A 23,273-nucleotide genomic window follows, 5' to 3' on the forward strand; every position below is an offset into this window, starting at 1 on the left:
TATCGCCGTCGAAAGGTTTACAGCAAGACTTCTGAAACCACTGGAAAGAACTTTCAGCAGGGAGAGTTCGTCTGCGTCAGCAGGCCGAGGCGCCAGGGCAGGGTGTTGTAGGGGCCGCTCGCCGCCGGGTCCATGCCCTGGTAGAGGAACTGGAGCCGGCACGGGTTGATGGTGAGGGACTGGTCGTTGAAGTGGCGGACCATCTCGCCGTGACTGATGTCCTGGCTCCAGGGGGTGCCGCTGAAGGCGACGTTGTTCGACCGCGCGAACGGGTTGGACTCCGTGTCGGCCAGCGGGGTCCAGGTGCCGGCGATGCTGTTCGACGTCCAGGAGCGGAAGTACCGCTTGCCGTTGCTGCCGATCGCCTCGTTGAGCAGCAGGTAGCTGTCGGAGTCCTTGAGTTTGTAGACGTTGGCCGCCTCCCACAGGCGGTACTTGTTGGCGTCCTGCAGCGCGATGACGGTGTTGGTGAAGCCGTTCGGGAAGTTGGCCACCGTGGTCTCCGACCGGTACAGGTGCCCGTTGTCGTCGGAGGAGAACAGGTAGCACTTGGAGCTGTCGCAGATGTTCCAGAAGTCGACCCAGTAGCCACTGCCGATGTTGTCCTTGATGATCTGCGGCATGCCGTTCGCGTAGATCTTCTTCGGCGCGGTCCACGAGGCGGGGTTGGCGATGTCCGTCGTGGTCGAGTACGCCGCGTTGTCCCCGGTCTGGTAGACGAGGTACCAGAGCTTGTGCGGCGCGAACCAGAACACCTGCGGCGCCGCCTTGTACCCGGCGCCGATCGCGGTCCGGTCCAGGTAGTGGTGCTGCGCCGCACCGGCCTCCTGCCAGCTGGCGAAGTTCAGATACACCATGCTGTACGTGCCGTTGGTGGTCGTGGTGCTGGCGAACACGTGCCACCGGCCGTTGTGGTACACGACCGACGGGTCCTTGATCGCGCTGAGCTGGTGGCTCGCGTCCGACTTCGGGGAGATCAGCACCCCGCTGGAGTTCCACCGGAAGCTGTTCGGCAGTGCGGCGGCCGACGGTGACGCCATGGCGCCGAGCAGCAGAGCGAGGGCGCCGGCCAGGACCCCGAGCATTCTGGTCACACGCATGGCGACTCCTATCGCTTGATGGTGTAGGTGACGAGGGAACGGGCCGGAACCGTCGCGGTGAGCGCTCCCCCGCTCACGGGGACGGCCGCCTGCTGGGCCATGCTGCTGGAGCCGTTGGTGAGGTACGGCGTCGCGGTCCCGGTCGTGATGCCGGTGTTCCGCAGGCTGTACGACACCTGCTGGGCACTGGTGGCCGCGTTGAGCGCCACGACGGTCACCGTGCCGTCGGTGTTGCGGAAGGCCGACAGCCTGAGGTTGGCGTCCGGGGTCGCCGCGCCGATACGGGTCGCCCCCGGCCGGATGAAGCGGCTGTAGTTGGCGATCGCCCACAGCCGCTTGGACACGTGATAGTTCGCCCCGTCCATCTGGATCAGGCCGCGCGTGGCGCCGACCGAGGCGCCGTACCAGTAGACGTATCCGCTGGTGTTGCCCTTGGTGAGGGCGTCGTGGACGGCGGAGGCGACCGTGAACCCGTCGTAGCCGCTGCCGTCGTCCCAGTTCTCGTTCCAGGTGGTGCCGTTGGGCGACCACTCCGACATCCAGGTGCGCCTCTGGGTCGGGAGCGGGGCGTCGACCGGGCTCGCGTAGGTGTGAGCGGTGTGGGTGGTGACGTGGTTCCGGGCCGTGGCGTCGGCCTCGATCGCACTCGTGTAGGCCTTCTGCTGGTTCCAGCCGAAGGAATCACAGCAGGCCACCTTGTACCCGGCCGCCGTCGCGACCGGCCCGAGGACCTTGGTGAACTCGACGGCCTGGGCGGGGGTGAGCCGCATGGAGTCGTACGTCGCCGTCCAGTCGGGCTCGTTGGTGAAGCCGAGGTCGGTGATCCCGATGCCCTCCTGGCCGTAGAACCTGGCGTACTGGACGAGGAAGTTCGCGTACGCCCGGCGCCAGTCGCCGCTCGCGCAGGACGCGCCGCTCAGCCCGCACAGGGTGCCGCCGTTCGCGTCCGTGCCGTTGGTCTTCATGTAGCCGGGCGCGGTCCACGCGTCGGCGAAGAAGCGGGTGACGCCGTACGCCTTGGCCTGCTGGGCGAGCCACACCTGGCCCTTGTCCTGGCGGTCCCAGACGTACTTGGGGGTGGCGTTGGGGCCGCCGGGGTCGGTGGGCTGGATGCCCGAGTCGATGCCGAGGCGCAGGATGCTGAGGCCGGCGCCGGTGGTGCGGTTCAGCAGCAGGTCGAGGATCTCGCGCTGTTTCTGGGCCGGTAAGCCCTGCGAGCCGCGCATGATGTCGGCCCGTCCGAAGTGCTCGGAGAAGCCGAAGCCGTCGATGGGCTGGTAGGTGGTGGAGGCGTTGATGGTGGCCGTGGTGGCGGCATAGGCGTTCGGGGTGCCCGCCGCGGTGAAGCCGGCCGCGGTCAGCAGAACCGATAACGACGTCAGCGCCCATGTCCTGAGTTTGCGTGTCATGTTCCGCCAATCGGTTGTGGTAGCGCCAGGCGGATGGGAGCGCTCCCATATCCGTGGCGGAAGGTAGAACGACGTCAGGGACACGTCAACCCCGCCCGCCTCCCGCGCCGCACTGAACTCAGCCGCGTTTCCGCAAGATTCGGCAAGCACTTGCAACAAATCCCTTGACGCAGCAGGTTCTTGCGACACACGCTCCACATCATCACCTTGAGGGGGCTCTGTGACGACGAGGTTCCATCTGCTCGGACAGGTGCGGCTGCACGACGGCGCGACCGGCGTCAGGGGGGTCAAGCCCAGGGCGCTGCTGGTGACCCTGCTGCTGCAGCCCGGGCACACCGTCTCGCTCGACTCACTGCAAGAGGCCCTGTGGGACGGCGAACCGCCACGATCGGCGGTGGCCAACATCCGTACCCATGTGAGCGCGTTGCGTGCCGCGCTGGCGGGCACCGCCCAACTGGTCGGCCGCGACGGGGGCTACGCCCTGCTCACGTCCGTCGATTCCTGCGACCATCTGCGGTTCCTCGACGCCTCGGCGGCGGGCCGGGCCGCGCTGCTCACCGGCGACGCGGACCGGGCGATCCGGCTGCTCGACTCGGCGCTCGCGCTGTGGGACGGGGACCGGGCGGCGGTCGGCATACCGCGGTACGGTCCGCTGTTCGGCGCCCTGGCACATCTGGACGAGGAGCGGATGCGGGTCGTGGAGGACCTGGCCGAGGCACATCTGCGGCTGAGTGAGCCGCGGGCCGCGTTGCGCGACCTGACCGGTCTGCTGACCACGGAACCGCTGCGCGGCCGGAGCTGGGCGCTGCGGATGCGGGCGCATCACCGGCTCGGCGAGCTGGGCGAGGTGCGCCGGGTGTACCGGACCGCGTCGGCGGCGTACCGGACGGAGCTGGGCATCACTCCGGACCGTGAACTGCGCCTGTTGTACGAGGAGTTGACGGGCGGTGCGGCCCCGAGTGCCACGGCGTGACGCCCCGCCCCCGGGCATGGGGCGAGGCGTGCTCACGCTCGGCGTGAGGCTGTCACTCCGTCAGGAGCTGCAGCACGTGCCGGTGTTGGTCCAGCTGGTACACGTACCCGTGCTGTCCCAGCACTGGCGGGTGTACTTGGCCTGGTAGGCCGGGTACGAGCTGCAGGCGTTCGCGCACTTGGTCTGGGTCCACCAGGTGGCGTCCGCCTCGACCTTGGGCGCGAGCCGGTTCACGACGGCGTCCGCGAGCCGCTGAAGGTGCCGCACGGCGGTCTCCTTTCCTCATCGGCCACCCGTCGCGGCCGAATTGGTCAGGACAGTACGGGGGGCTCATATAGAGGTGGTGCCGAAGCGTGTGTATGTCCTCTGTATACGCGGCGCCTAGGGTTCCCGATCGTCCGACGGAAAGGCGTTTTGTCGAAAGTGGGGGCGCGATGGTGTACGCGGCGGTGGTGTGCCGGGTATTCGTCGGGGTGGTTTTCGCCGCGTCGGCGTTCGGGAAACTGCGCGGGCGGCGGGCTTTCGGGGAGTTCGCGGCGGGCCTGGGCGCCATGGAGGTGGTACCCGGCGCATGGGTGCGGCCGGTGGCCGCGGCGGTGGTCGGCACGGAGGCCGCGGTGGCGGTGCTGCTCGCGGCGCCGGCCACGACAGCGGCCGGGCTGGGGCTCGCCGTCCTGCTGCTCGCGGTGTTCACCGGCGCGATCGCGCTGGTCCTGAGGCGTGGCACCCGGGCGTCCTGCCCGTGTTTCGGCGCCGCGGCGACGCCGTTCGGGGTGCGTCATCTCGCCCGCAACGGAGTGCTCGTCGCCGTGGCCGTGACCGGCCTCGCCACGAACGGGCCGGGCTCCGCCGCGGCGGGCGGCGTGCTGCTGGCCGTGCTGACCGGCGCGGTCGCGGCGAGCCTGGTGGTCCGTCTCGACGATGTCGTCGACCTTTTCGCACCGCAGAGTTAGGAAATTCCAATGTCGGTTCTCGCTGCCGCCGTGACCTTCGCGATCGCCCTGGGTCTGCTGAATCTGACCCTGTCGTACGGGGTCATCCGCAGACTCCGGTCGGAAAAGCGAAGTACACCGGCCCTTCCCTTTCCGGTGACGGACGCGGAGAGTCTCGGGACGGCCGTTCAGGAATTCAGCATTCGGACGGAAGACGGCCGGGAGATCTCCGACCGCACCCTGCCGGAGGACACGGTGGTCGCGTTCTTCTCACCGGGCTGCGGTCCCTGCGCGGAGCTTCTCCCGCACTTCGTCGAAACCCTCGCCCACAACCGCCGGCCGGTCGAGAAGGTCCTCGCGGTCGTCGTCCCCGGCACGGAGAACGCCGAGGCGTACACGGACGCGCTCTCCACGGTGGCCACGGTGGTGACCGGGGACCTGGCCCGTACGGTCGAGGCGGCCTTCGGGGTGAACGCGTACCCCGTGGTGTGCCGGGTGCGCGGGACGGGCGAACTCACCGCGCTCGCCCGGGACTTGCGCGAGCTGACGCTTCCGGTGACGGTATGAGGCCGCGTGGACCGGCGGAACCCGGGGGCCGGGTGGCCGCCGTGCGGGCCGTGCTCGGGCTCGCCCTGCGTGCCGCGCCGCTCCCGCTGCTGGGCCTCGTCCTGACCGCGCTGCTCACCGCCGCGCTGCCGGTCGCGGCCGCCTGGCTGACCCGTGATGTCCTGGACCGGCTGGCCGGCGCGCACGGGACCGCCCCGGCGATCGGGGTCCCGGCGGCGCTGCTGGCCGCCGTCGGGGTGAGCGCCGCCGTGCTGCCCCATGTCGACCGGCTGCTGTGCGGTGAACTCGGACGCAGAGTCGGCCTGTTGGCGCAGGACCGGCTCTACGCCAAGGTCAACGGCTTCACCGGGCTCGCCCGCTTCGAGGACCCGGCCCGGCTCGACCGGCTGCGGCTGGCGGAGCAGTGCGGGCAGGACACCCCGGTGCAGGTGGTGGGTGCGGCGGTGGCGCTGACGCAGTCGGCGGTCACCGTCACGGGGTTCGTGGCGTCACTGTGGCTGATCAGTCCGTGGCTCGCGGTGGCCGTTCTCCTCGGCGCGCTGCCCGCGCTGGCCGCCGAACTGCGGCTCGCGCGCGCCTGGTCCGAGGCCACGCTGCACACCACTCCGCTGGAGCGCCGGGAGTCCTTCTACGCGCATCTGCTGGGCAGTGTGCAGGCGGCGAAGGAGATACGGCTGTTCGGGACCGGCGGCCATCTGCGCGAGCGGATGCGCCGGGACCGTACGGCCATCAACGCCACCCGCCGCCGTATGGAACTGCGCACCGCCGCCGCCCAGGGGCTGCCCGCGGCCGTGTCGGCGGGCATCGCGGCCGGCAGCCTGGTCTGGGGGGTGCACGCCGCCGCGCGCGGCAGGCTCACCGTCGGCGACCTGGCCGTACTGATCTCGGCGATCGCCGCCGTCCAGGGCGGTCTGACCGGCATCGCGGCCGCGGCCGCCGTGGCCCGTCAGCATCTGCTGCTCTTCGCCCACTACCTCGACGTGCTCACGGCGCCCCCGGATCTGCCGGTGCTCGCCCCGGCCCGCCCGGCCGAGCCGCTGAAGCGCGGCATCGAGCTGCGCGACGTCTGGTTCCGCTACTCCGACCAGCACGACTGGGTGCTGCGCGGGGTGAGCCTCACCATCCCCTACGGCCGCACCCTCGCCCTGGTCGGCGACAACGGCGCCGGCAAGAGCACCCTGGTCAAACTGCTCTGCCGGTTCTACGACCCGACGCGCGGCAGCGTCCTGTGGGACGGCACCGACATCCGCCACTTCGACCCGGCGGAACTGCGCCGCCGTATCGGGGCGGTGTTCCAGGACTTCGTGCGGTACGACATGACGGCCGCCGAGAACATCGCGCTCGGGCAGCTCGACAAGGCCGACCAGGTCACCGATGCCGCCCGGGCGGCCGGCATCCACGACACGCTGGCCGCACTCCCCCGCGGCTACGACACGCTGCTGACCCGGTCCTTCGGCGAGGAGGACGGCGTCGAGCTGTCCGGCGGCCAGTGGCAGCGGGTCGCCCTGGCCCGCGCCCTGCTCCGCGACGACCCCGATCTGCTGATCCTCGACGAGCCGACGTCGGGCCTCGATCCGGAGGCCGAGCACCAGGTCCACGAGGCGATCCGGCGCCACCGCCGGGGCCGTACCAGCCTGTTGATCTCGCACCGGCTCGGCAGCGCGCGCGAGGCCGACCTGATCGTGGTGCTGCAGGGCGGTACGGTCACCGAGCGGGGCGGACACGCGGAGCTGCTCGCGGCGAACGGCCGGTACGCGGGGCTGTTCCGGCGCCAGGCGGCGGGGTACGCGCGGTGATCGCCGCGCTCCTCGCGTGCGGCGCGGCCGCCGCCCTGCTGTACGTCCGCCGCCGCACCCTGGTGATCACGGTGAAGGGCGTCAGCATGCGGCCCACGCTGTACGGCGGGGACGTCCTGATCGGCCGGCGGGTCCCGGCGCGGCGGCTGCGCGCCGGGCAGATAGTCGTCGTGGAGAAGCCGGACCCCGGCGCGGACTGGCAGTCCTGGTCGTGGCCCGAGCGCTCCCGGCATCTGATGATCAAACGGCTCGCCGCCCTCCCCGGCCAGCCCGTCCCGGCCGCCGCCCGCGAGCGCCTGGGCGCCGGCATCGTGCCGCCCGGCGTGGCGGTGGTGCTCGGCGACAATCTCGCAGAGAGCGTGGACTCACGGGAGATCGGCTATTTCCCGCTGGACCGGGTGGTCGCCGTCGCGCTGCGCACCGTGCGGCGCCAAGGGGAACACCCGGACCCCTGAAGTGAGGTCCGGGTGTCGGTGCGGTCGGCTCAGCAGCTGGACTTGCCCGCGTAGATCGCCAGGGCGGTGTTGGCGCCCAGGGTGGCGGTGAACTGACCGCTGGAGTTCACGGTCACGGTCGTGTTGTTCTGCACGTTGCAGTACGTCCCGGCGGCGAGGGACGTCTGGTAGGTGCGGCTCAGGCTGCTCGACTCGTGGTTGATGGCGACGTAGCCCTTGCTGCCGCGGCCGAAGGCGATGGCGTCGGCGCCGTTGTCCCACCAGTTGGTGACCGACTCGCCGCGCGTGGCGTTGCGGAAGGCGACCATGGACTTGATCTCCGGCCAGTTGTGCTGGCACTTCCAGCCGTCCTGCCAACAGGCGGTGACAGAGCCGCCGTTGGGCGGTCCGGCGTCGGTGGAGGACCATTCGTAGCCCGAGTTGATGTCCGGGGCGCCGTACGGGTAGGCGAGCATGAAGACGTTGGCCAGGGTGTAGTTGGCGCCGTCCTTGTAGTTGAGGGTGGAGCCGTTGCGCTCGGTGTCGTGGTTGTCGACGAAGACACCGGCGACCGAGCTGCTCATGTACCCCCAGCCCTCACCGTAGTTCTTCAGGTAGGCGAGGTTCTCGTTGTTGAAGACCCGCTTGAGGTCGTACGCGTAACGGAACTCCTGCACGTCCCCGTTGCCCGTGTACTCGGTGGGCTGGACGGCCTCTCCGCTGCCGTAGATGGCCTCCTGCTTCCAGTACACGGAGGTGTTGGAGAGCCGCGACTTGATGTTGGCGAGGTCGGTGGCCGGGATGTGCTTGGCCGCGTCGATGCGGAAGCCGTCGACGCCGTAGCCGAGCAGGGTGTTCATGTAGCCGGCGATGGCGGAACGGACGTACCCCTCACCGGTGTCCAGGTCGGCGAGGCCGACGAGTTCGCAGTTCTGGACGTTCCCGCGGTTGGTGTAGTCGCTGATCGTCGCGGTGCAGTCGTCGAAGTCGGGGGAGGAGTACAGGCCGGGGTAGTTGTACTTGGTGTACGACGAGCCGCCGGTGCCGGTGCCGCTGCCCGCGGACATGTGGTTGATCACGGTGTCGACGACCACCTTCACACCGGCCGAGTGACACGTGTCGACCATGCTCTTGAAGGCGGTGGCGTCACCGAGGCGCCCGGCGATCCTGTAGCTGACGGGCTGGTACGACGTCCACCACTGCGAGCCCTGGATGTGCTCGGCGGGCGGGGACACCTGGACGTAGCCGTAACCGGCGGGGCCGAGGGTGTTGGTGCACTCCTTGGCGACCGAGGCGAAGTTCCACTCGAAGAGGACGGCGGTGACGTCCTTGGTGCCGGGCGGGGAGGCGTGGGCGGTGGTCGTGGGGGCGATGAGGGCCGCGGCTGCGGCGAGCGCGGTGACGGATGCGCTGGTGGACCATCTCGATATCACGTGGGGGCTCCTTGCGTGACGGCCAGGCACCCTTGCCCGACGTCGGCGTGAACGTACCCCTGACGAAAGGTTTACAGCAAGAGGCTTGAAACTCACAGAAAGAACTTTCACAACCTGTCTTGACGCGGCCTCTCAACTGCCCCAGTCTCACCAGTTGTTGAAACCCTGACGTTTGATCGACTTCAGCCCCCTCCCCTTCCCGGAGCCGCAGATGACCGTCAGACCGGGCGTACTGGGCCGCACCACAAGAGCCATGGCGGTCGGCGCCCTGGTACTCGCCGACGTGACCGCCCTGCCCGCCGCAACCGCCCAGGCCGACGCCACCACCTCGGGCGATGTGATCGCCAACCTCTGGTCCTACAACTGGGACTCGGTCGCCTCCGAGTGCACGGACGTGCTCGGACCGAACGGCTACGGCGCGGTGTGGGTGGCCCCGCCGGCCGAGTCCCTGAAGCAGACCAACTACTACTGGTGGGACGTCTACCAGCCCTACTCCTACGACCTCAACGGCCGCTTCGGGACGGCGACGCAGTTCGCCTCGATGGTGGACGCCTGCCATGACGCGGGTGTGAAGGTGTATACGGACGCGGTGATCAACCACACCGCGGCCCAGACCGGCACCGGCTACAACGGCACCACGATCACCAACAAGTACGACACCCCCGACTGGGACCCGGACGACTTCCACACGTCGGCGGAGTGCTCGGACTCCGACCTGATCATCGACGACTGGTCGAACCTCAACGAGATCCAGAACTGCGAACTGCTGGGTCTGCCGGACCTGGAGACGGAGGACGACGACGTCCGCTCCGGCATCGCGGCCTACCTGAACAAGCAGATCGCACTCGGCGTGGACGGTTTCCGGATCGACGCGGCGAAGCACATGCCGGTCGCCGACCTCAACGCGATCCGGTCGAAGCTCGACAACACGGCCTCGGGTGCGGAGCCGTACATCTTCCAGGAGGTGTACCCGGGTTCGACGCCGACGGCCTCCGACTACTACTCCGCCGGTGACGTCCTCGACTTCACCTACGCGAGCAAGCTGAAGTCGGCGTTCCAGGGCAATGTGAGCGACCTGGAGTCGCTGTCCTCGTCCGGTGTGCTGACCCCGGCGAACTCGGTGTCCTTCGTGACGAACCACGACACCGAGCGCAACGGCCTGCACATGAGCTACAAGGACGGCGACACGTACCGGCTGGCGAACATCTTCCAGCTCGCCTACAAGTGGTCGACGCCGACGGTCTACTCGGGCTTCGAGTTCTCCTCCTCGGACCAGGCCCCGCCGAACTCCTCCGGCTTCGTGACGGACACGAACTGCGCCGGCGGCTGGTACTGCCTCCAGCGGGACACCGCCATCAGCGGCATGGTGAAGTGGCACAACGCGGTGGGCTCCGAGTCGGTGACCAACTGGTCCACGAAGTCGTCGAGCGTGATCGGCTTCGGGCGGGGCACCGCGGGCTACGTGGCGATCAACAACGGCTCGTCGGCGGCGACGTACACCTTCGCGACGGGCATGGCGGACGGCACGTACGCGAACGTGACGGACAACGGCGCGACGACGGTGACGGTGTCGGGCGGCAACGCGACCCTGACGATCCCCGCGAAGAGCGCGATCGCCTTCTACGACGGTGAGTTCACGCCGTGCACAACGTGCGAGGACGATGACGACGACTCGACGTCGACGGTCACGGCGACGTTCAACGAGTACGCGGCGACGACGTCCGGCCAGGACGTCCACGTCGTCGGCTCCCTCGCGGCGCTGGGCAGCTGGGACACATCGAAGGCGGTGAAGCTGTCGTCCTCCGGCTACCCGGTCTGGTCGGGTGCGGTGAGCCTGCCGGTCAACACGTCGTTCGAGTTCAAGTTCATCAAGAAGGACAGCTCCGGCAACGTGACCTGGGAGTCCAACGCCAACAGGACGGCAGCCACGACGACTTCGGCACTCGCCGTCAACAGCGCCTGGAACGTGGCGACCGCCAACGCCACCGACGTCACCTTCAACGTCAACGCCACGACCACGCTGGGCACCAACGTCTACGTGGTCGGCTCGATCGCCTCGCTCGGCTCCTGGAACACCAGCGACGCGATCCCGCTCTCGTCGGCCTCGTACCCGACGTGGAGCAAGTCGGTGATCGTGCCGAAGAGCGCGTCCTTCGAGTACAAGTACATCAAGAAGGACAGTTCCGGGAACGTGACCTGGGAGTCCGGCACGAACCGCGCGTACTCGACGGGCGGTTCGTCGGGCTACACCGCGAGCGACACCTGGAATTGAAACCTGCCTGACCGGAGGGGCCGCTCGATCACGGAGCGGCCTTTTCGGCCGGCGGGTCGTTGGCGGTGATCTCGGCCAGCAGGGTGCGGGCTCTGCGGATCCGGGGGTGCTCCGGGTGCAGGAAGCGCTCGCAGTCGGTCAGGGCCTGCCGCGCCGCCGCCTCGGCCTCGCTTCGTCGGCCCAGACCGTGCAGGGCCACGGCCGTGACCAGACCCAGGCCCCCGCTGTGCCCCCGTACCCAGGGCGGGTTGTACCGGCGTGCCTCGGTGAGGGCCTCGTCGTACCGCCCCTGGCCGTTCAGGCTGCGCACCAGGCCGCATTGCAGTGCGGCGAGTGTGTTCCCCTCGGCGCGGGGAAGGTTTCCGCGGGCGATGGCCTCGGCCTCCTCGTGGCGGCCCTGTCCGCACAGCGCGGAAACCAGGTTGTCCAGCACGGACAGCTCGATGCCCCACACCGAGGTGAGATGCTTCAGCCGGGTCACGCCGCGCAATATGTCCAGCCCTTCCGCCTCGGCCTCGGCGTGGCGCCCCTCGTCGTTGAGGATCACCATGCGGTTGCACCGCAGCATCAGCAGGAGTTCCTGCATCGGCGTCCCGTCCGCCTCACGCAGCTCTGCCGCGAGGGATTCCAGCTCGCCGAGCACCCGCGCCCCGCGTCCGTGGGCACACGCCGCCCCCGTCGCCATGGCTCTGGCGTACCACCCGAGCGCGAGGCGTCGGCCCCGTCCGCGCAGCCGCCCCGCCTCGGCCGCGAACTCCCTGGCCTGGGCCTCCAGCTCTTCGTACTCGCCCTCCTGCCAGAGCCGGTCGAGGCGTTGCACGGCTGCCCTCTCCCACGAGCGGCCCCTGATCATCCGTGCGATCTCCACGAGCTGAGAGATTACGTGAGGCACCGGGGTGGCACCGCCCCGGCCGGGTTCCCCAACAGGTCAGGGCCCGCCGCCTGGAGAGGCAACGGGCCCTGGAAACCTGGTGGGACGGTCAGGCCGTCGTCCACCACACCGTCGTGTCCGACGGGACCTTCGTCTCGCCGTCCGCCTCGGTGATCTCACCGCTGGTCAGCAGGACCCGGCCGTACGACGGGGTGGTCACCGACTCGCCGCTCGTGTTCGCGACGCAGACGAACTCGCCGCGACGGAAGGCGAGGACGCCCTCGGGGGCGCGGAGCCACTCCACCGACTCGCCGGCGCCCAGGTCGGGGTGGGAGCGGCGGGCGGAGAGGGCCTCGCGGTACAGCTCCAGGGTCGAACCCGCCGTACCGGTCTGGGCCTCGACGCTCAGCTCCCCCCAGCCCGCGGGCTGCGGGAGCCAGCTGCCGCCACTGCCGAAGCCGTACGACGCCCCCTCCCGCGTCCACGGGATCGGCACGCGGCAGCCGTCGCGGAAGCCGTCCTGGCCCTCGCCGCGGAAGTAGGCCGGGTCCTGGCGGACCTCGTCGGGGAGGTCGACGACGTCCGGGAGGCCCAGTTCCTCGCCCTGGTAGATGTACGCCGATCCCGGCAGCGCCAGCATCAGCAGCGTGGCCGCGCGCGCCCGGCGCAGGCCCAGCTCCCGGTCGCCCGCCTCGCGGATCTGGGTGCCCATGCCGGGCGGGTTCGCGAAGCGCGTCGCGTGGCGGGTCACGTCGTGGTTGGACAGGACCCAGGTGGCCGGGGCGCCGACGGGGCGCATCGCGTCCAGGGTGCGGTCGACCACCTTGCGGAGTTCCGCCGCGTCCCAGTCCGTGCCCAGGTACTGGAAGTTGAAGGCCTGGTGGAGCTCGTCCGGGCGAACGTAGTTCGCGGTGCGCTCGACCGTCGGCGTCCAGGCCTCCGCGACGAAGATTCGCTCGCCCGCGTACTCGTCCAGGATGAGCCGCCACTGGCGGTAGATGGCGTGCACGCCGTCCTGGTCGAAGAACGGCATGACATCGTTGCCCAGCAGCTTGAGCTGATCGCCGGCGCCGCCGATGTCCGGCAGGCCCTCCGCCTTGACCATGCCGTGCGCCACGTCGATACGGAAGCCGTCGACGCCCATGTCCAGCCAGAAGCGGAGGATCGAGCGGAACTCGTCGCCGACCGCCGGGTGTTCCCAGTTGAAGTCGGGCTGTTCGGGGGCGAAGAGGTGGAGGTACCACTCCCCGAGCGAGCCGTCGGGTTCTGTGACCCGCGTCCACGCCGGGCCGCCGAAGATCGACTCCCAGTCGTTGGGCGGGAGTTCGCCGTTCTCGCCCTTGCCGGGGCGGAAGTGGTAGCGGTCGCGCAGCGGGGAGCCGGGGCCCTCGGCCACGGCCCGCTTGAACCACTCGTGCTGGTCGGAGGAGTGGTTCGGGACCAGGTCGACGATGATCCGCAGGTTCAGCTCGTGCGCGTCACGGATCAGCGCGTCCGCGTCCAGCAGGTTGCCGAACATCGGGTCCACGGCCCGGTAGTCGGCGACGTCGTAGCCGGCGTCGGCCTGCGGGGAGGCGTAGAAGGGGCTGAGCCACACGGCGTCCACGCCGAGGTCGCGCAGGTACGGCAGTCGGGAGCGGATGCCCTCCAGGTCGCCCATGCCGTCGCCGTTGCTGTCGGCGAAGCTGCGCGGATAGACCTGGTAGATCACCGCGTCCCGCCACCAGTCGCTGCGCTGGGCTTTGGCGAGAGTCTGTGCCGGGGCGGTGGCGTAGTGCTGCTGGCTCATGGCGTCCTTGATACGTAAGTGGGTCATGGGGGCGTCGAGCGGCGAGGCGGCCGCGGTGACAGCGGGGTCGGATGGACACCGCGGCCGCCTCGGGTCTGAGGGTGATGGGGCAGGTGAGTATCGTGCGGCGTCGTCGTGGCTGGTCGCGCCCACCCGGCGGAGCCGCACATCGATGCAGCCCCGCGCCCCTGAAGGGGCGCTGCCGAACCGGCGTCAGCCCTTGGTGCCGCCCGCCGTGAGGCCGGTCACCAGGTTCTTCTGCACGAGGTAGAAGAACGCCGACACCGGTATCGCGATCAGCACCGCCGCCGCGGTCATCAGATTGCGTTGCGCGTCGTGCTCGCTGATGAAGCTCTGCAGACCGACCGCGAGCGTGTACTTCTGGTCGTCGAGCATGAACGTCGTGGCGAAGGCGACTTCACCGAAGGCGGTGATGAAGTTGTAGAACGCGGCGACCGCCAGGCCCGGCTTGGCGAGCGGCAGGATCAGCCGGAAGAACGTGCCGAAGGGGGTCAGTCCGTCGACGCGTCCCGCCTCGTCGATCTCGAACGGAATGGTGTCGAAGTAGCCCTTGAGCAGCCACGCGCTGTACGGGACCGCGGTCGCGCAGTAGACGAGGATGAGCCCGAGGTAGGTGTCGATGAGCTGGAGTTCGACGAGGAGCTGGTACATCGGCACGATGAGTACGGCGATCGGGAACATCTGGGTGACCAGAAGCATCCACATGAGCTTCTTGTAGCCGGGGAACCGCATGCGGGAGACCGCGTAGCCGGTGGTGGCGGCGGCGAACACGCCGACCACGGTGGTGCCGAGGGAGACGATCAGCGAACTCTTCAGCCAGTCGAAGAAGCTCGTGTGCTGCAGGACGAACGCGTAGTTGTCCAGCGTCATCTTGTCCCAGATACCGCCCGGGTGAAGGTAGTCGTCCTTGTCCGGGCCGAGGGACAGGAACACCAGCCAGCCGATCGGGAACAGCGCGATGAGGCTCGCGACGATCAGGATGCCGTGGGAGAGGAGCGAGGCGAGGGGGCCGCGCTCCTCGCGCCCGCGCACCTTCCGGGGGGCCTCGGGGCGCTCCTTGCCCACGGTGGCGGAGTTCTCAACGGTGGTCGTACTCATGGGAGCTCCTGCCTCAGATCGCGAGCTGCTGGTCATTGCGGTTCAGCCAGCGGCGGTAGAAGGAGGTGAAGACGATCAGGATGGCCAGCAGCAGGATGCCGTACGCGGCCGACTGGGCGAAGTCACGCGGCTGCTGTCCGAAGCCGAGGTAGTACGCCCAGGTGACGAGGATCTGCGCGTCTGGGGCGGTGTCGCCGAACAGCAGGAAGATGATGGCGAACTGGTTGAAGGTCCAGATGATGCCGAGGAGTACGACGGTGGAGCTGACGGACCTGAGCCCGGGCAGGGTGACGTACCGGAACCGCTGCCAGGCATTGGCGCCGTCCATCTCGGCGGCCTCGTACAGCGAGGAGTCGATGGACTGCAGGCCGCCGAGCAGCGAGACCATCATGAACGGCACACCGCACCAGGTGTTGACCATGATCGCGGCGAACCGCTGCCAGAAGGTGTCCTCCAGCCACGACGGTGTCGGCAGATGGAGGGTGCCCAGGAAGCTGTTGATGATGCCGCTGTCGGCGAGCATGAACCGCCAGCCGAAGACGGTGACGAAGGTCGGCACGGCCCACGGCAGGATCAGGATCAGCCGGTAGAAGGTACGGCCGCGCAGTTTCTGGTTGAGCAGCAGGGCGAGGCCGAGTCCGATGCCGTAGTGCAGGGCCACACAGGCGGCCGTCCACACGATCGTCCAGATGAAGTGCGACCAGAAGCGGTCGTACGCGGTGTCGCCCCACAGGATGTCGGCGTAGTTGTCCAGCCCGATGAACTTGTACGTGGCGTCGATGTGGTTGACGCCGATCGTGCGCGCCGTGTTGAGGCTGTTGGCGTCGGTGAGCGTGAGGTAGAGGCCGTACACCAGGGGGTACAGCACGAGGACACCGAGCACGACCGCCACCGGGGCGATCATCGCGTAGGCGTACCAGTGCTTCTGGTAGCCGTGCTTCAGGCGCTGCCCGAGACCGGGGCGTTGCGGCCGGTCACCGCGGCGCTTGCCGGTCGCGCGGTCGATGGCGACTGTCATGGTTCGACACCTTCTGGGAGGTTCAAGGGGTGTACGGCTCGCAGGCCGATGGCCGCCGGATCCCTCCCCCCATGGTCGGGGGATCCGGCGGCCGCTCGGGGCTTACTTACTGAAGTCCGGCACCAGCTTGGCGATGGCGGTCTCAGCGTTGCTCAGGCCCTTGTCCAGGGACTCCTTACCCGTCACGATCTTGGGCAGCTCGGTGCCCACCGGGCCCCACAGGGAGCTGTACTCGGGCAGCTCCGGGCGCGGCTGGGCGGCGGGGAGGACCGTCTGGAAGCCGGCGATGCCCGGGTCGGCCTTGACCTCGGCGGTGTAGGCGTCGTCGCGGGTCGGCAGCGTGGAGTTCTTCAGCGCGATCTGCGTCTGGCTCTTGGCGGAGGTCATGAAGTTGACGAACTTCATGGCCGCCTTCTGGTGCGCCTCGTCGGAGCCGGCGTAGACGGAGAGGTTGTGGCCGCCGGTCGGGGCGCCCGCCTTGCCGGTGGAGCCGGCCGGGACGGTGGCGATGCCGAGGTTGGCCTTGTCCTTGAACGCGGAGCCCTTGTAGAAGTTGGTGATCTCCCACGGGCCCTGGATGATCGCGGCGACCTTGCCGTTGATGAACGCGTCCTGGATGTGCGCGTAGGCCTCGGCGGTGGTGTCCGCCTTGTGCAGGCCCTTGCCGTCGAAGAGGCTCAGGTAGGTGCTGTAGCCCTTCTTGGCCGCGGCCGAGTTCACGGTGATCTTCTTGGCGGCGGCGTCGACGGTGTCGGTGCCCTCGCCGTAGAGGAACGGCTGGGCGTAGTAGGGGTCGACCGCGCCCCAGTAGCCGTCGACGCCGGTCTTCGTCTTGATCGTGGCGGCGGCCTTCTTCAGGTCGTCCCAGGTCTTGGGGGCCTCGATGCCGGCCTTCTCGAAGAGGGCCTTGTTGTAGACCAGGGCGAGGGTGTCGGTGACCAGCGGGACGCCGTAGGTCTTGCCCTCGTACTGGGCCTGCTCGATCAGGTTGGGCTGGAACTTGTCCTTGTCCGCGAGGGCCTCGGTGCCGTCCAGCGGCGCGAAGTAGCCCTTCTTGGCGAAGGCGGGGGTCCAGCCGACCTCGGAGCGCAGCACGTCCGGGGCGCCCTTGGAGCCGGCGGCGGTGTCGAACTTGTTCTGCGCCTGGTCGAACTGGACGTTGACGTACTTGACCTTGACGTCCTTGTTGGCGGCCTCGAACTCCTTGATCAGGGCCTTGTACGTCGGCGCCTCATTGGTGGCGTTGGAGGTGTCCCACCAGGTGATGGTGACCGGCCCGTCGGCGCTGTCGCCGCTGTCACTTCCGCCGCAGGCCGTCGCCGCGAGGGCGAGGGACGCCACCAGCGCGGTGGCCGCTATGCCACGCCGCATGAGATCTCCTTGAGGGTGAAAGCCCGTGTGGTGACAAGGACGGCCCCGTCTGCCTGTCCCTGCCGTCTGCCGACTGCGCCGTTGCGGCCGCCGGGCGACGTGAACGTAACAGCGTTGAAAGACTTACGAAAGACCTTGCAGAAAAAAAGTGCAAGAGGTCTCCGAAGTTATCCGTGCGTGACCAGTCGGCGACCGGCGTGAGACGCTTCTTTACAAGGGTGGAGCGCCACGCGACCCACTTGTGCAAGACTCTGCAAGCTCTTGCTACCACTTTCACGAGGGAGCGCGATGACGCAGCAACCCGGACCGGGCCGGCCAACCGGTCGCCCCAGGCGTCCGATTGGTGTGCAAGGCGACATGCGGCCGGTACAGTCCAGTGGCGTGACCACACGGCTTGCCGACATCGCTGCTCAGGCGGGGGTGAGCGAAGCGACCGTCAGCCGCGTCCTCAACGGCAAGCCGGGCGTCGCCGCCACCACCCGCCAGTCCGTACTGGCCGCACTCGACGTGCTCGGCTATGAGCGCCCGGTGCGGCTGCGACAACGCAGCGAGGGCCTGGTGGGCCTGATCACCCCGGAGCTGGAGAACCCGATATTCCCGGCGCTGGCCCAGGTCATCGGCCAGGCGCTGACCAGGCAGGGCTACACCCCGGTGCTGGCCACCCAGACCCCGGGCGGCTCGACCGAGGACGAGCTGACGGAGATGCTCGTCGACCGCGGAGTGGCCGGCATCATCTACGTCTCGGGCCTGCACGCGGACACCACCGCCGACATGCAGCGCTACGAACGCCTGCGCGCCCAAGGTGTCCCCTTCGTCCTGGTCGACGGCTTCTCCCCCAAGGTCCAGGCACCTTTCATCTCCCCCGACGACCGCGCCGCGATGAACCTGTCGGTCACGCACCTCGCCTCCCTGGGCCACACCCGCATCGGCCTCGCACTGGGCCCGAAGCGCTTCGTCCCGGTCCAGCGCAAGATCGAGGGCTTCGTCCGCACGATGCAGGAGCAGCTCAACCTGCCGGCGCACGTCATAGAGACCGAGCTGATCCAGCACTCCCTGTACACCCTGGAGGGCGGCCAGGCCGCCGCCACGGCTCTCATCGACCGCGACTGCACCGCGGTCGTCTGCGCCAGCGACATGATGGCGCTGGGTGCGATACGGGCGGCCCGGCAGCGCGGCCTGGAGGTCCCGAAGGACATCTCGGTCGTCGGTTTCGACGACTCCCCCCTGATCGCCTTCACCGACCCTCCCCTGACCACGGTCCGCAAGCCGGTCCCGGCGATGGGCCAGGCCGCGGTACGCACGCTCCTCGAAGAGATCGGCGGGACGCCGGCCCCCCACAGCGAGTTCGTGTTCATGCCGGAGCTGGTGGTGCGCGGTTCGACAGCTTCGGCACCAGGTAACAGGAACCATCCCTAAGTCGTCCGTAAGGCGGAGAATCCCCGCATCCGGCACTGCGTCGGCAGGAGACCGGAGCTGTCCGCCCGCCGTACAACGTGCACCCCGAGCCCGACCGGAGGATGATCGGTCGGGGAAGTCTTTTCTGGCAGACTCTGTGCCCATGGGTGACACCACCGTGACGACACTGGAAGGCCGGGAAGCGGCCGTTCCGCCCCCCGTCGCGGACGAGACGGGGCGGAGCCCCCTGCGCCGCCTGCGCACTCCTCGCCGCCCCCGCCTCTGGTTCGAGATCCTGCTGATCGCGGTGAGTTACTGGACCTACTCACTGATCCGCAACGCGGTACCGGAACAGCGGGCCGAGGCCCTGCGCAACGCCGACTGGCTCTGGCAGCTGGAGCACCACCTCGGCATCGCCGTCGAGGAGTCGATCAACCACACCGTGAACTCGGTGACTTGGCTCATCGTCGGCATGAACTACTACTACGCGACGCTGCATTTCATCGTCACCCTGGCCGTCCTGGTCTGGCTGTACCGCAGCCACCCCGGCCGCTACGCGGCGACCCGCCTGGTCCTGTTCGCCACCACAGGCGTGGCCCTGATCGGTTACTACCTGTACCCGCTCGCTCCCCCACGGCTGATGACCAAAACCGCCTTCATCGACACGGTGCTGGTCCACGACACCTGGGGTTCGATGGCCTCGGGCGACCTGAAGAACATGTCGAACCAGTACGCCGCCATGCCGTCGATGCACATCGGCTGGTCCGTCTGGTCCGGCCTGACGATCTTCGCCCTGGCGAAAATCCCCTGGATCCGCGTCCTGGGCCTCCTCTACCCCACAGTGACCCTCCTGGTGATCGTCGCCACGGCCAACCACTTCTGGCTGGACGCGGTGGGCGGCATCCTGTGCCTGACCTTCGGCTTCACAGTGGCCCGCCTCTGGTACGGGGCGCTGCCGCACGCCCTGCCGAAACTGGTGCCGCAGTCGCCCACGGCGGCAAGGGGACGGGCCGGGGGGTGTCCGCCCGCAGAGTCGGGCGTCAAGACACAGCACCTCCTCCCCCACCCCCCCCCCCCCCCCCCCCGCCCCCGCCCCCCCCCCCCCCGCCCCCCCCCCCCCCCCCCCCCCCCCCCCCCCCCCCCCCCGGCCCCGCCCCACCACCCGCCCCTAGGCGCGACGCGCACCCCCACCGAACCGGCACAGGCCGCCGCAGGCATCGAGGCGCACCCCCACCCACCCGCACAGGCCGCCGCAGGCCCCCCGCGCAACCGCCGAAGGCACCCACACAGGCCGCCGCAGGCACCCCGCGCAACCGCCGGAGGCATCACGCGCCGTAGAACAGCTCCTCCACCACACCCCGAGCCCGCCGCGCCGTACGCCGATACGCGTCGAGCATGTCGCCCACGTGACCGGGCTCGCACCCCAGGTAGCGCCCCACGGCCGCCAGCTCACGAGCGTCCGAGGGGAACGTGTCGCCGGCCCGCCCCCGCACGAGCATCACGGCGTTGCGCACCCGTGTCGCCAGCACCCACGCCTCGTCGAGGATCGCCGCCTCCTCGGCCGGGATGAGCCCGGCCGCACACGCGGCGGCGAGGGCGTCCCGCGTCCGCGTCGTCCGCAGACCCGGCTCGACCCAGCCGTGCTGCAGCTGGAAGAGCTGGACGGCCCACTCGACGTCGGAGAGCCCGCCGGGACCGAGTTTGGTGTGCAGCTTGGGGTCGGCGCCGCGCGGAAGGCGCTCGGACTCCATACGGGCCTTCAGCCGGCGGATCTCCCGCACGGCGTCGTCTCCGAGTCCCTCCGCGGGATAGCGCAGAGGATCGATCAGTTCGATGAAACGGCGCCCCAGATCCTCGTCCCCGGCCACCGCCTCGGCCCGCAGCAGCGCCTGCGACTCCCAGACCAGGGACCAGCGGCGGTAGTACGCCTCGTACGACTTCAGCGTGCGCACCAGCGGCCCCGACTTGCCCTCCGGCCGCAGGTCGGCGTCGATCAGCAGGGGCGGATCCGAGCTCGGGATCTGCAGCAGCCGCCGCATCTCCGCGACCACCCGGTTCGCGGCCTGCGCGGCCTCCTGGTCCTCCACGCCGTCCCGCGGCTCGTGCACGAACAGAACGTCCGCGTCACTGCCGTAGCCCAGCTCGTGCCCACCGAAGCGGCCCATGCCGATGATCGCGAAACGGGTGGGGAGCGTGTCGCCCCAGCCCTCCCTGACGACGGCCCGCAGCGTGCCCGCGAGTGTCGCCGCCGTCAGGTCCGACACCGCGGCGCCGACGCGGTCGACCAGGGCGCCCTGGTCGGCCTCGGCGGGCTTCGTCTCGGTGCCGTAGGAGTCGACGATGTCGGCGGCGGCCGTACGGAACAGCTCGCGGCGGCGCACGCCGCGCGCCGCCGTGACCCCCTGTACGGCACCGTCCGCGCGGCCCACCGCGGCGAGGATCTCCTGCTCCAGGTGGCTGCGCGAGCGCGGCTCCAGACCGGTGCCGCCGTCGCCGTCCCCGAGCAGCGCCACCGCCTCCGGTGCCCGCATCAGCAGGTCCGGGGCGAGGCGGCCCGCCGACAGGACGCGGGCGAGGTTCTCGGCGGCGGCGCCCTCGTCCCGCAACAGCCGGAGGTACCACGGGGTCTTGCCGAGCGCGTCCGACACCTTGCGGAAGTTCAGCAGACCCGCGTCCGGGTCCGCCGAGTCCGCGAACCAGCCCAACAGGACCGGCAGCAGGGTGCGTTGGATGGCCGCCTTGCGGGTGACGCCGGAGGCCAGCGCCTCCAGGTGGCGCAACGCGGAGGCGGGGTCGGCGTACCCGAGCGCGATCATCCGTTCCCGTGCCGCCTCGGCGCTCAACCGGGCCTCGCCCGGGGCGAGTTGGGCGACCGCGTCGAGCAGCGGGCGGTAGAAGAGCTTCTCGTGCAGCCGCCGTACGGCGCTCGCGTGCCGTTTCCATTCGCGGTTCAGCTCGGCGACCGGGTCGGTGCGCAGGCCGAGGGAGCGGCCGATGCGGCGCAGGTCGGCCTCGTCCTCGGGCACCAGGTGCGTCCGGCGCAGGCGGTAGAGCTGGATGCGGTGCTCCATGGAGCGCAGGAAGCGGTAGGCGGCGTCGAGCTGCGCGGCGTCGGCGCGGCCGACGTAGCCGCCGGCGGCGAGCGCGCTGAGGGCGTCCAGGGTGGTGCCGCTGCGCAGGGACGTGTCGTCCCGGCCGTGCACCAACTGCAGCAGCTGTACGGCGAATTCGACGTCGCGCAGGCCTCCCGGGCCGAGCTTGAGCTGGCGGTCCAGCTCGGCGACGGGGATGTTCTCGACGACCCGGCGGCGCATCTTCTGCACGTCGGCGACGAAGTTCTCCCGCTCGGCGGCCTTCCAGACCAGGGGCTCCAGCGCGGCGACGTACTCCTCGCCCAGCTCGATGTCGCCCGCGACCGGGTGTGCCTTGAGCAGTGCCTGGAACTCCCAGGTCTTGGCCCAGCGCTGGTAGTAGGCGAGGTGGCTGCTGAGTGTGCGTACCAGAGGGCCGTTCCTGCCCTCGGGCCTGAGGTTGGCGTCGACCGGCCAGATGGAGCCCTCGACGGTCGTCTCGGAGCAGATCCGCATCATGTGCGAGGCGAGCTTGGTGGCGGACCGCAGTGCCTTGCCCTCGTCGGCGCCGTCGACAGCCTCGCCCACGAAGATCACGTCGACGTCGGAGACGTAGTTCAGCTCGTGGCCCCCGCACTTGCCCATCGCGATGACCGCGAGCCGGCACTGCGCGGCGTCCTGCGGGGCCGCCGCGCGGGCGATGGCGAGTGCGGCGCGCAGGGTCGCGGTGGCGAGGTCGGCGAGTTCGGCGGCGGTCTGGGCGACGTCGGTGGTGCCGCAGACGTCGCGGGCTGCGATGGAGAGCAGGCAGCGGCGGTAGGCGACGCGCAGTGACACCGGGTCGGTGGCCTCGGCGAGGCCGCGTTCGAACTCCTCCACCTCGGGGTGCAGGTCCCTCGGCTCGTACATGACCAGCGCCTGCCAGTCGCTCGGGTGCCGGGCGAGGTGGTCGGCGAGCGCGGCGGAGGCGCCGAGTACGCCTAGCAGGCGGTCGCGCAGGGGCTTGGCCGCTATCACCGTGTCGAGCAGTTCCCGCTGGGCGACGGGGTCGGGCTGTGCTTCGAGGAGCCGTACGAGGCCTTGCAGGGCCAGGTCCGGGTCGGCGGTGGCGCCCAGGGCCTCGAGGAGCACCGGGTCGTTCCTGATCGGCGCGACCTCGGCGCTGTCCAGGAGGCGCTCGGCGGCCGAGGGGTCGGTGAATCCGTGCCGCAGCAGCCGTGTGAAGGTACTGCTCCTGCGTCCCGGCGCCGTCATGTTCGGCCTCCTGTCCGATCAAGGTCGTACTGCGGTTGAGCCTAACCGCTGCGCTGGGCTTGGGTGGGGTGCCTGCGGCGGCCCGTTGCTGTTCGGTGGGGGTGCGTGTAGCGCCTTGGGTGGTGTGGTGGGTCGGGGCCGGGCCGGGGGGTGTCCGTCCTCGGTCCGGTGGTGGGCCTTGGGCTGGAGGTGCCGTGTCTTGACACCGGACTCTGCGGGCGGACACCCCCCGACCCGTCCCCTTCCCGCCGTACGCGACCGCGGGCCCGTGGGGGTACGCGCCATTCCCGGCCGGCCACAGCCGCGTAGCTGCGGGCAGTCGTGCCGCTGGGGCGGCACGGGTGGGCGCAGCGGCACCCCGCCAGCGCCGGGCCGCGCGACCCACCCCCAGGGGCTTCACCCCTCGACGCCGGTCCAGGCACTCCAGCCCGTCCGGCGTTTGAGGACGAGGCCCGTTCAGGGCCGAAGC

Annotated in this window: 16 protein-coding genes and 2 pseudogenes; 8 read left to right on the forward strand and 10 right to left on the reverse strand. The window is 69.8% G+C overall.

Annotated features, from left to right (window positions below; genetic code table 11):
• Window positions 1-53: 53 nt before the first annotated feature.
• Window positions 54-1,028, reverse strand: a pseudogene (locus tag ACIREI_RS05180) (non-reducing end alpha-L-arabinofuranosidase family hydrolase); the annotation flags it as partial.
• Window positions 1,029-1,108: 80 nt separating this feature from the next.
• The gene (locus ACIREI_RS05185; RefSeq protein ID WP_403327499.1) at window positions 1,109-2,509 is read right to left on the reverse strand and encodes a glycoside hydrolase family 30 beta sandwich domain-containing protein; all 1,401 of its coding nucleotides are present in this window, start codon (window positions 2,507-2,509) and stop codon (window positions 1,109-1,111) included.
• Between the two features lie 220 nt (window positions 2,510-2,729).
• On the opposite strand from ACIREI_RS05185, the gene ACIREI_RS05190 reads away from it, so the two are divergent.
• Window positions 2,730-3,482 (forward strand): BTAD domain-containing putative transcriptional regulator, encoded by a 753-nt coding sequence (locus tag ACIREI_RS05190; protein ID WP_403327501.1) that lies wholly within the window; start codon window positions 2,730-2,732, stop codon window positions 3,480-3,482.
• A 60-nt stretch (window positions 3,483-3,542) separates the two neighbouring features.
• Here ACIREI_RS05190 and ACIREI_RS05195 read toward each other — a convergent pair whose 3' ends face one another.
• The gene (locus ACIREI_RS05195; RefSeq protein WP_403327503.1) at window positions 3,543-3,749 is read right to left on the reverse strand and encodes a hypothetical protein; all 207 of its coding nucleotides are present in this window, start codon (window positions 3,747-3,749) and stop codon (window positions 3,543-3,545) included.
• Between the two features lie 167 nt (window positions 3,750-3,916).
• Between ACIREI_RS05195 and ACIREI_RS05200 the strand changes: the two genes are divergently transcribed.
• From ACIREI_RS05200 to ACIREI_RS05215, 4 genes are read left to right on the forward strand one after another with little or no spacing between them, the layout of a single operon-like run.
• Complete coding sequence (locus ACIREI_RS05200) at window positions 3,917-4,435, forward strand: MauE/DoxX family redox-associated membrane protein (protein ID WP_403327505.1); 519 nt, start codon at window positions 3,917-3,919, stop codon at window positions 4,433-4,435.
• Window positions 4,436-4,444: 9 nt separating this feature from the next.
• On the forward strand, window positions 4,445-4,981 hold the full coding sequence (locus ACIREI_RS05205; protein ID WP_403327507.1) for a TlpA family protein disulfide reductase: 537 nt from the start codon (window positions 4,445-4,447) through the stop codon (window positions 4,979-4,981).
• Window positions 4,978-6,777 (forward strand): ABC transporter ATP-binding protein, encoded by a 1,800-nt coding sequence (locus tag ACIREI_RS05210; protein WP_403327509.1) that lies wholly within the window; start codon window positions 4,978-4,980, stop codon window positions 6,775-6,777. Before ACIREI_RS05205 ends, ACIREI_RS05210 begins: the two co-directional genes overlap by 4 nt.
• A complete protein-coding gene (locus ACIREI_RS05215; protein ID WP_403327511.1) occupies window positions 6,774-7,232 on the forward strand; it encodes a S26 family signal peptidase in 459 nt (152 codons plus the stop codon). The genes ACIREI_RS05210 and ACIREI_RS05215 overlap by 4 nt, the downstream gene beginning before the upstream one ends.
• A 29-nt stretch (window positions 7,233-7,261) precedes the next feature.
• Here ACIREI_RS05215 and ACIREI_RS05220 read toward each other — a convergent pair whose 3' ends face one another.
• Window positions 7,262-8,644 (reverse strand): alpha-amylase family protein, encoded by a 1,383-nt coding sequence (locus ACIREI_RS05220; RefSeq protein WP_403327513.1) that lies wholly within the window; start codon window positions 8,642-8,644, stop codon window positions 7,262-7,264.
• A 211-nt stretch (window positions 8,645-8,855) separates the two neighbouring features.
• On the opposite strand from ACIREI_RS05220, the gene ACIREI_RS05225 reads away from it, so the two are divergent.
• Window positions 8,856-10,916, forward strand: a complete 2,061-nt coding sequence (locus ACIREI_RS05225) for a carbohydrate-binding module family 20 domain-containing protein (protein WP_403327514.1) — start codon at window positions 8,856-8,858, stop codon at window positions 10,914-10,916.
• 28 nt (window positions 10,917-10,944) lie between these two features.
• Here ACIREI_RS05225 and ACIREI_RS05230 read toward each other — a convergent pair whose 3' ends face one another.
• The 5 genes from ACIREI_RS05230 to ACIREI_RS05250 form a co-directional block, all read right to left on the reverse strand.
• Entirely contained in the window at window positions 10,945-11,736 is a 792-nt protein-coding gene (locus ACIREI_RS05230) for a tetratricopeptide repeat protein (RefSeq protein WP_403327516.1), read from the reverse strand.
• 160 nt (window positions 11,737-11,896) lie between these two features.
• Complete coding sequence (locus ACIREI_RS05235; RefSeq protein WP_403328051.1) at window positions 11,897-13,576, reverse strand: glycoside hydrolase family 13 protein; 1,680 nt, start codon at window positions 13,574-13,576, stop codon at window positions 11,897-11,899.
• A gap of 213 nt (window positions 13,577-13,789) precedes the next feature.
• Window positions 13,790-14,695, reverse strand: a complete 906-nt coding sequence (locus ACIREI_RS05240; RefSeq protein WP_403327518.1) for a sugar ABC transporter permease — start codon at window positions 14,693-14,695, stop codon at window positions 13,790-13,792.
• 13 nt (window positions 14,696-14,708) lie between these two features.
• Window positions 14,709-15,713, reverse strand: a complete 1,005-nt coding sequence (locus ACIREI_RS05245; RefSeq protein ID WP_403327520.1) for a carbohydrate ABC transporter permease — start codon at window positions 15,711-15,713, stop codon at window positions 14,709-14,711.
• 102 nt (window positions 15,714-15,815) lie between these two features.
• The gene (locus tag ACIREI_RS05250; RefSeq protein ID WP_403327522.1) at window positions 15,816-17,084 is read right to left on the reverse strand and encodes an extracellular solute-binding protein; all 1,269 of its coding nucleotides are present in this window, start codon (window positions 17,082-17,084) and stop codon (window positions 15,816-15,818) included.
• A gap of 381 nt (window positions 17,085-17,465) precedes the next feature.
• Between ACIREI_RS05250 and ACIREI_RS05255 the strand changes: the two genes are divergently transcribed.
• Together ACIREI_RS05255 and ACIREI_RS05260 are read left to right on the forward strand one after the other, a co-directional pair.
• A complete protein-coding gene (locus tag ACIREI_RS05255; protein ID WP_403327524.1) occupies window positions 17,466-18,500 on the forward strand; it encodes a LacI family DNA-binding transcriptional regulator in 1,035 nt (344 codons plus the stop codon).
• A 142-nt stretch (window positions 18,501-18,642) separates the two neighbouring features.
• Window positions 18,643-19,488 (forward strand): annotated as a pseudogene (locus ACIREI_RS05260) (phosphatase PAP2 family protein); the annotation flags it as partial.
• 316 nt (window positions 19,489-19,804) lie between these two features.
• Here the strand turns inward: ACIREI_RS05260 and ACIREI_RS05265 are convergent.
• Window positions 19,805-22,804: a bifunctional [glutamine synthetase] adenylyltransferase/[glutamine synthetase]-adenylyl-L-tyrosine phosphorylase gene (locus tag ACIREI_RS05265; RefSeq protein ID WP_403327526.1), complete on the reverse strand. Its 3,000-nt coding sequence runs from the start codon at window positions 22,802-22,804 to the stop codon at window positions 19,805-19,807.
• Between the last annotated feature and the right edge of the window lie 469 nt (window positions 22,805-23,273).

The organism is Streptomyces sp. NPDC093591 (assembly GCF_044764885.1).
In the GTDB taxonomy this organism is placed as follows: Bacteria; Actinomycetota; Actinomycetes; order Streptomycetales; family Streptomycetaceae; genus Streptomyces.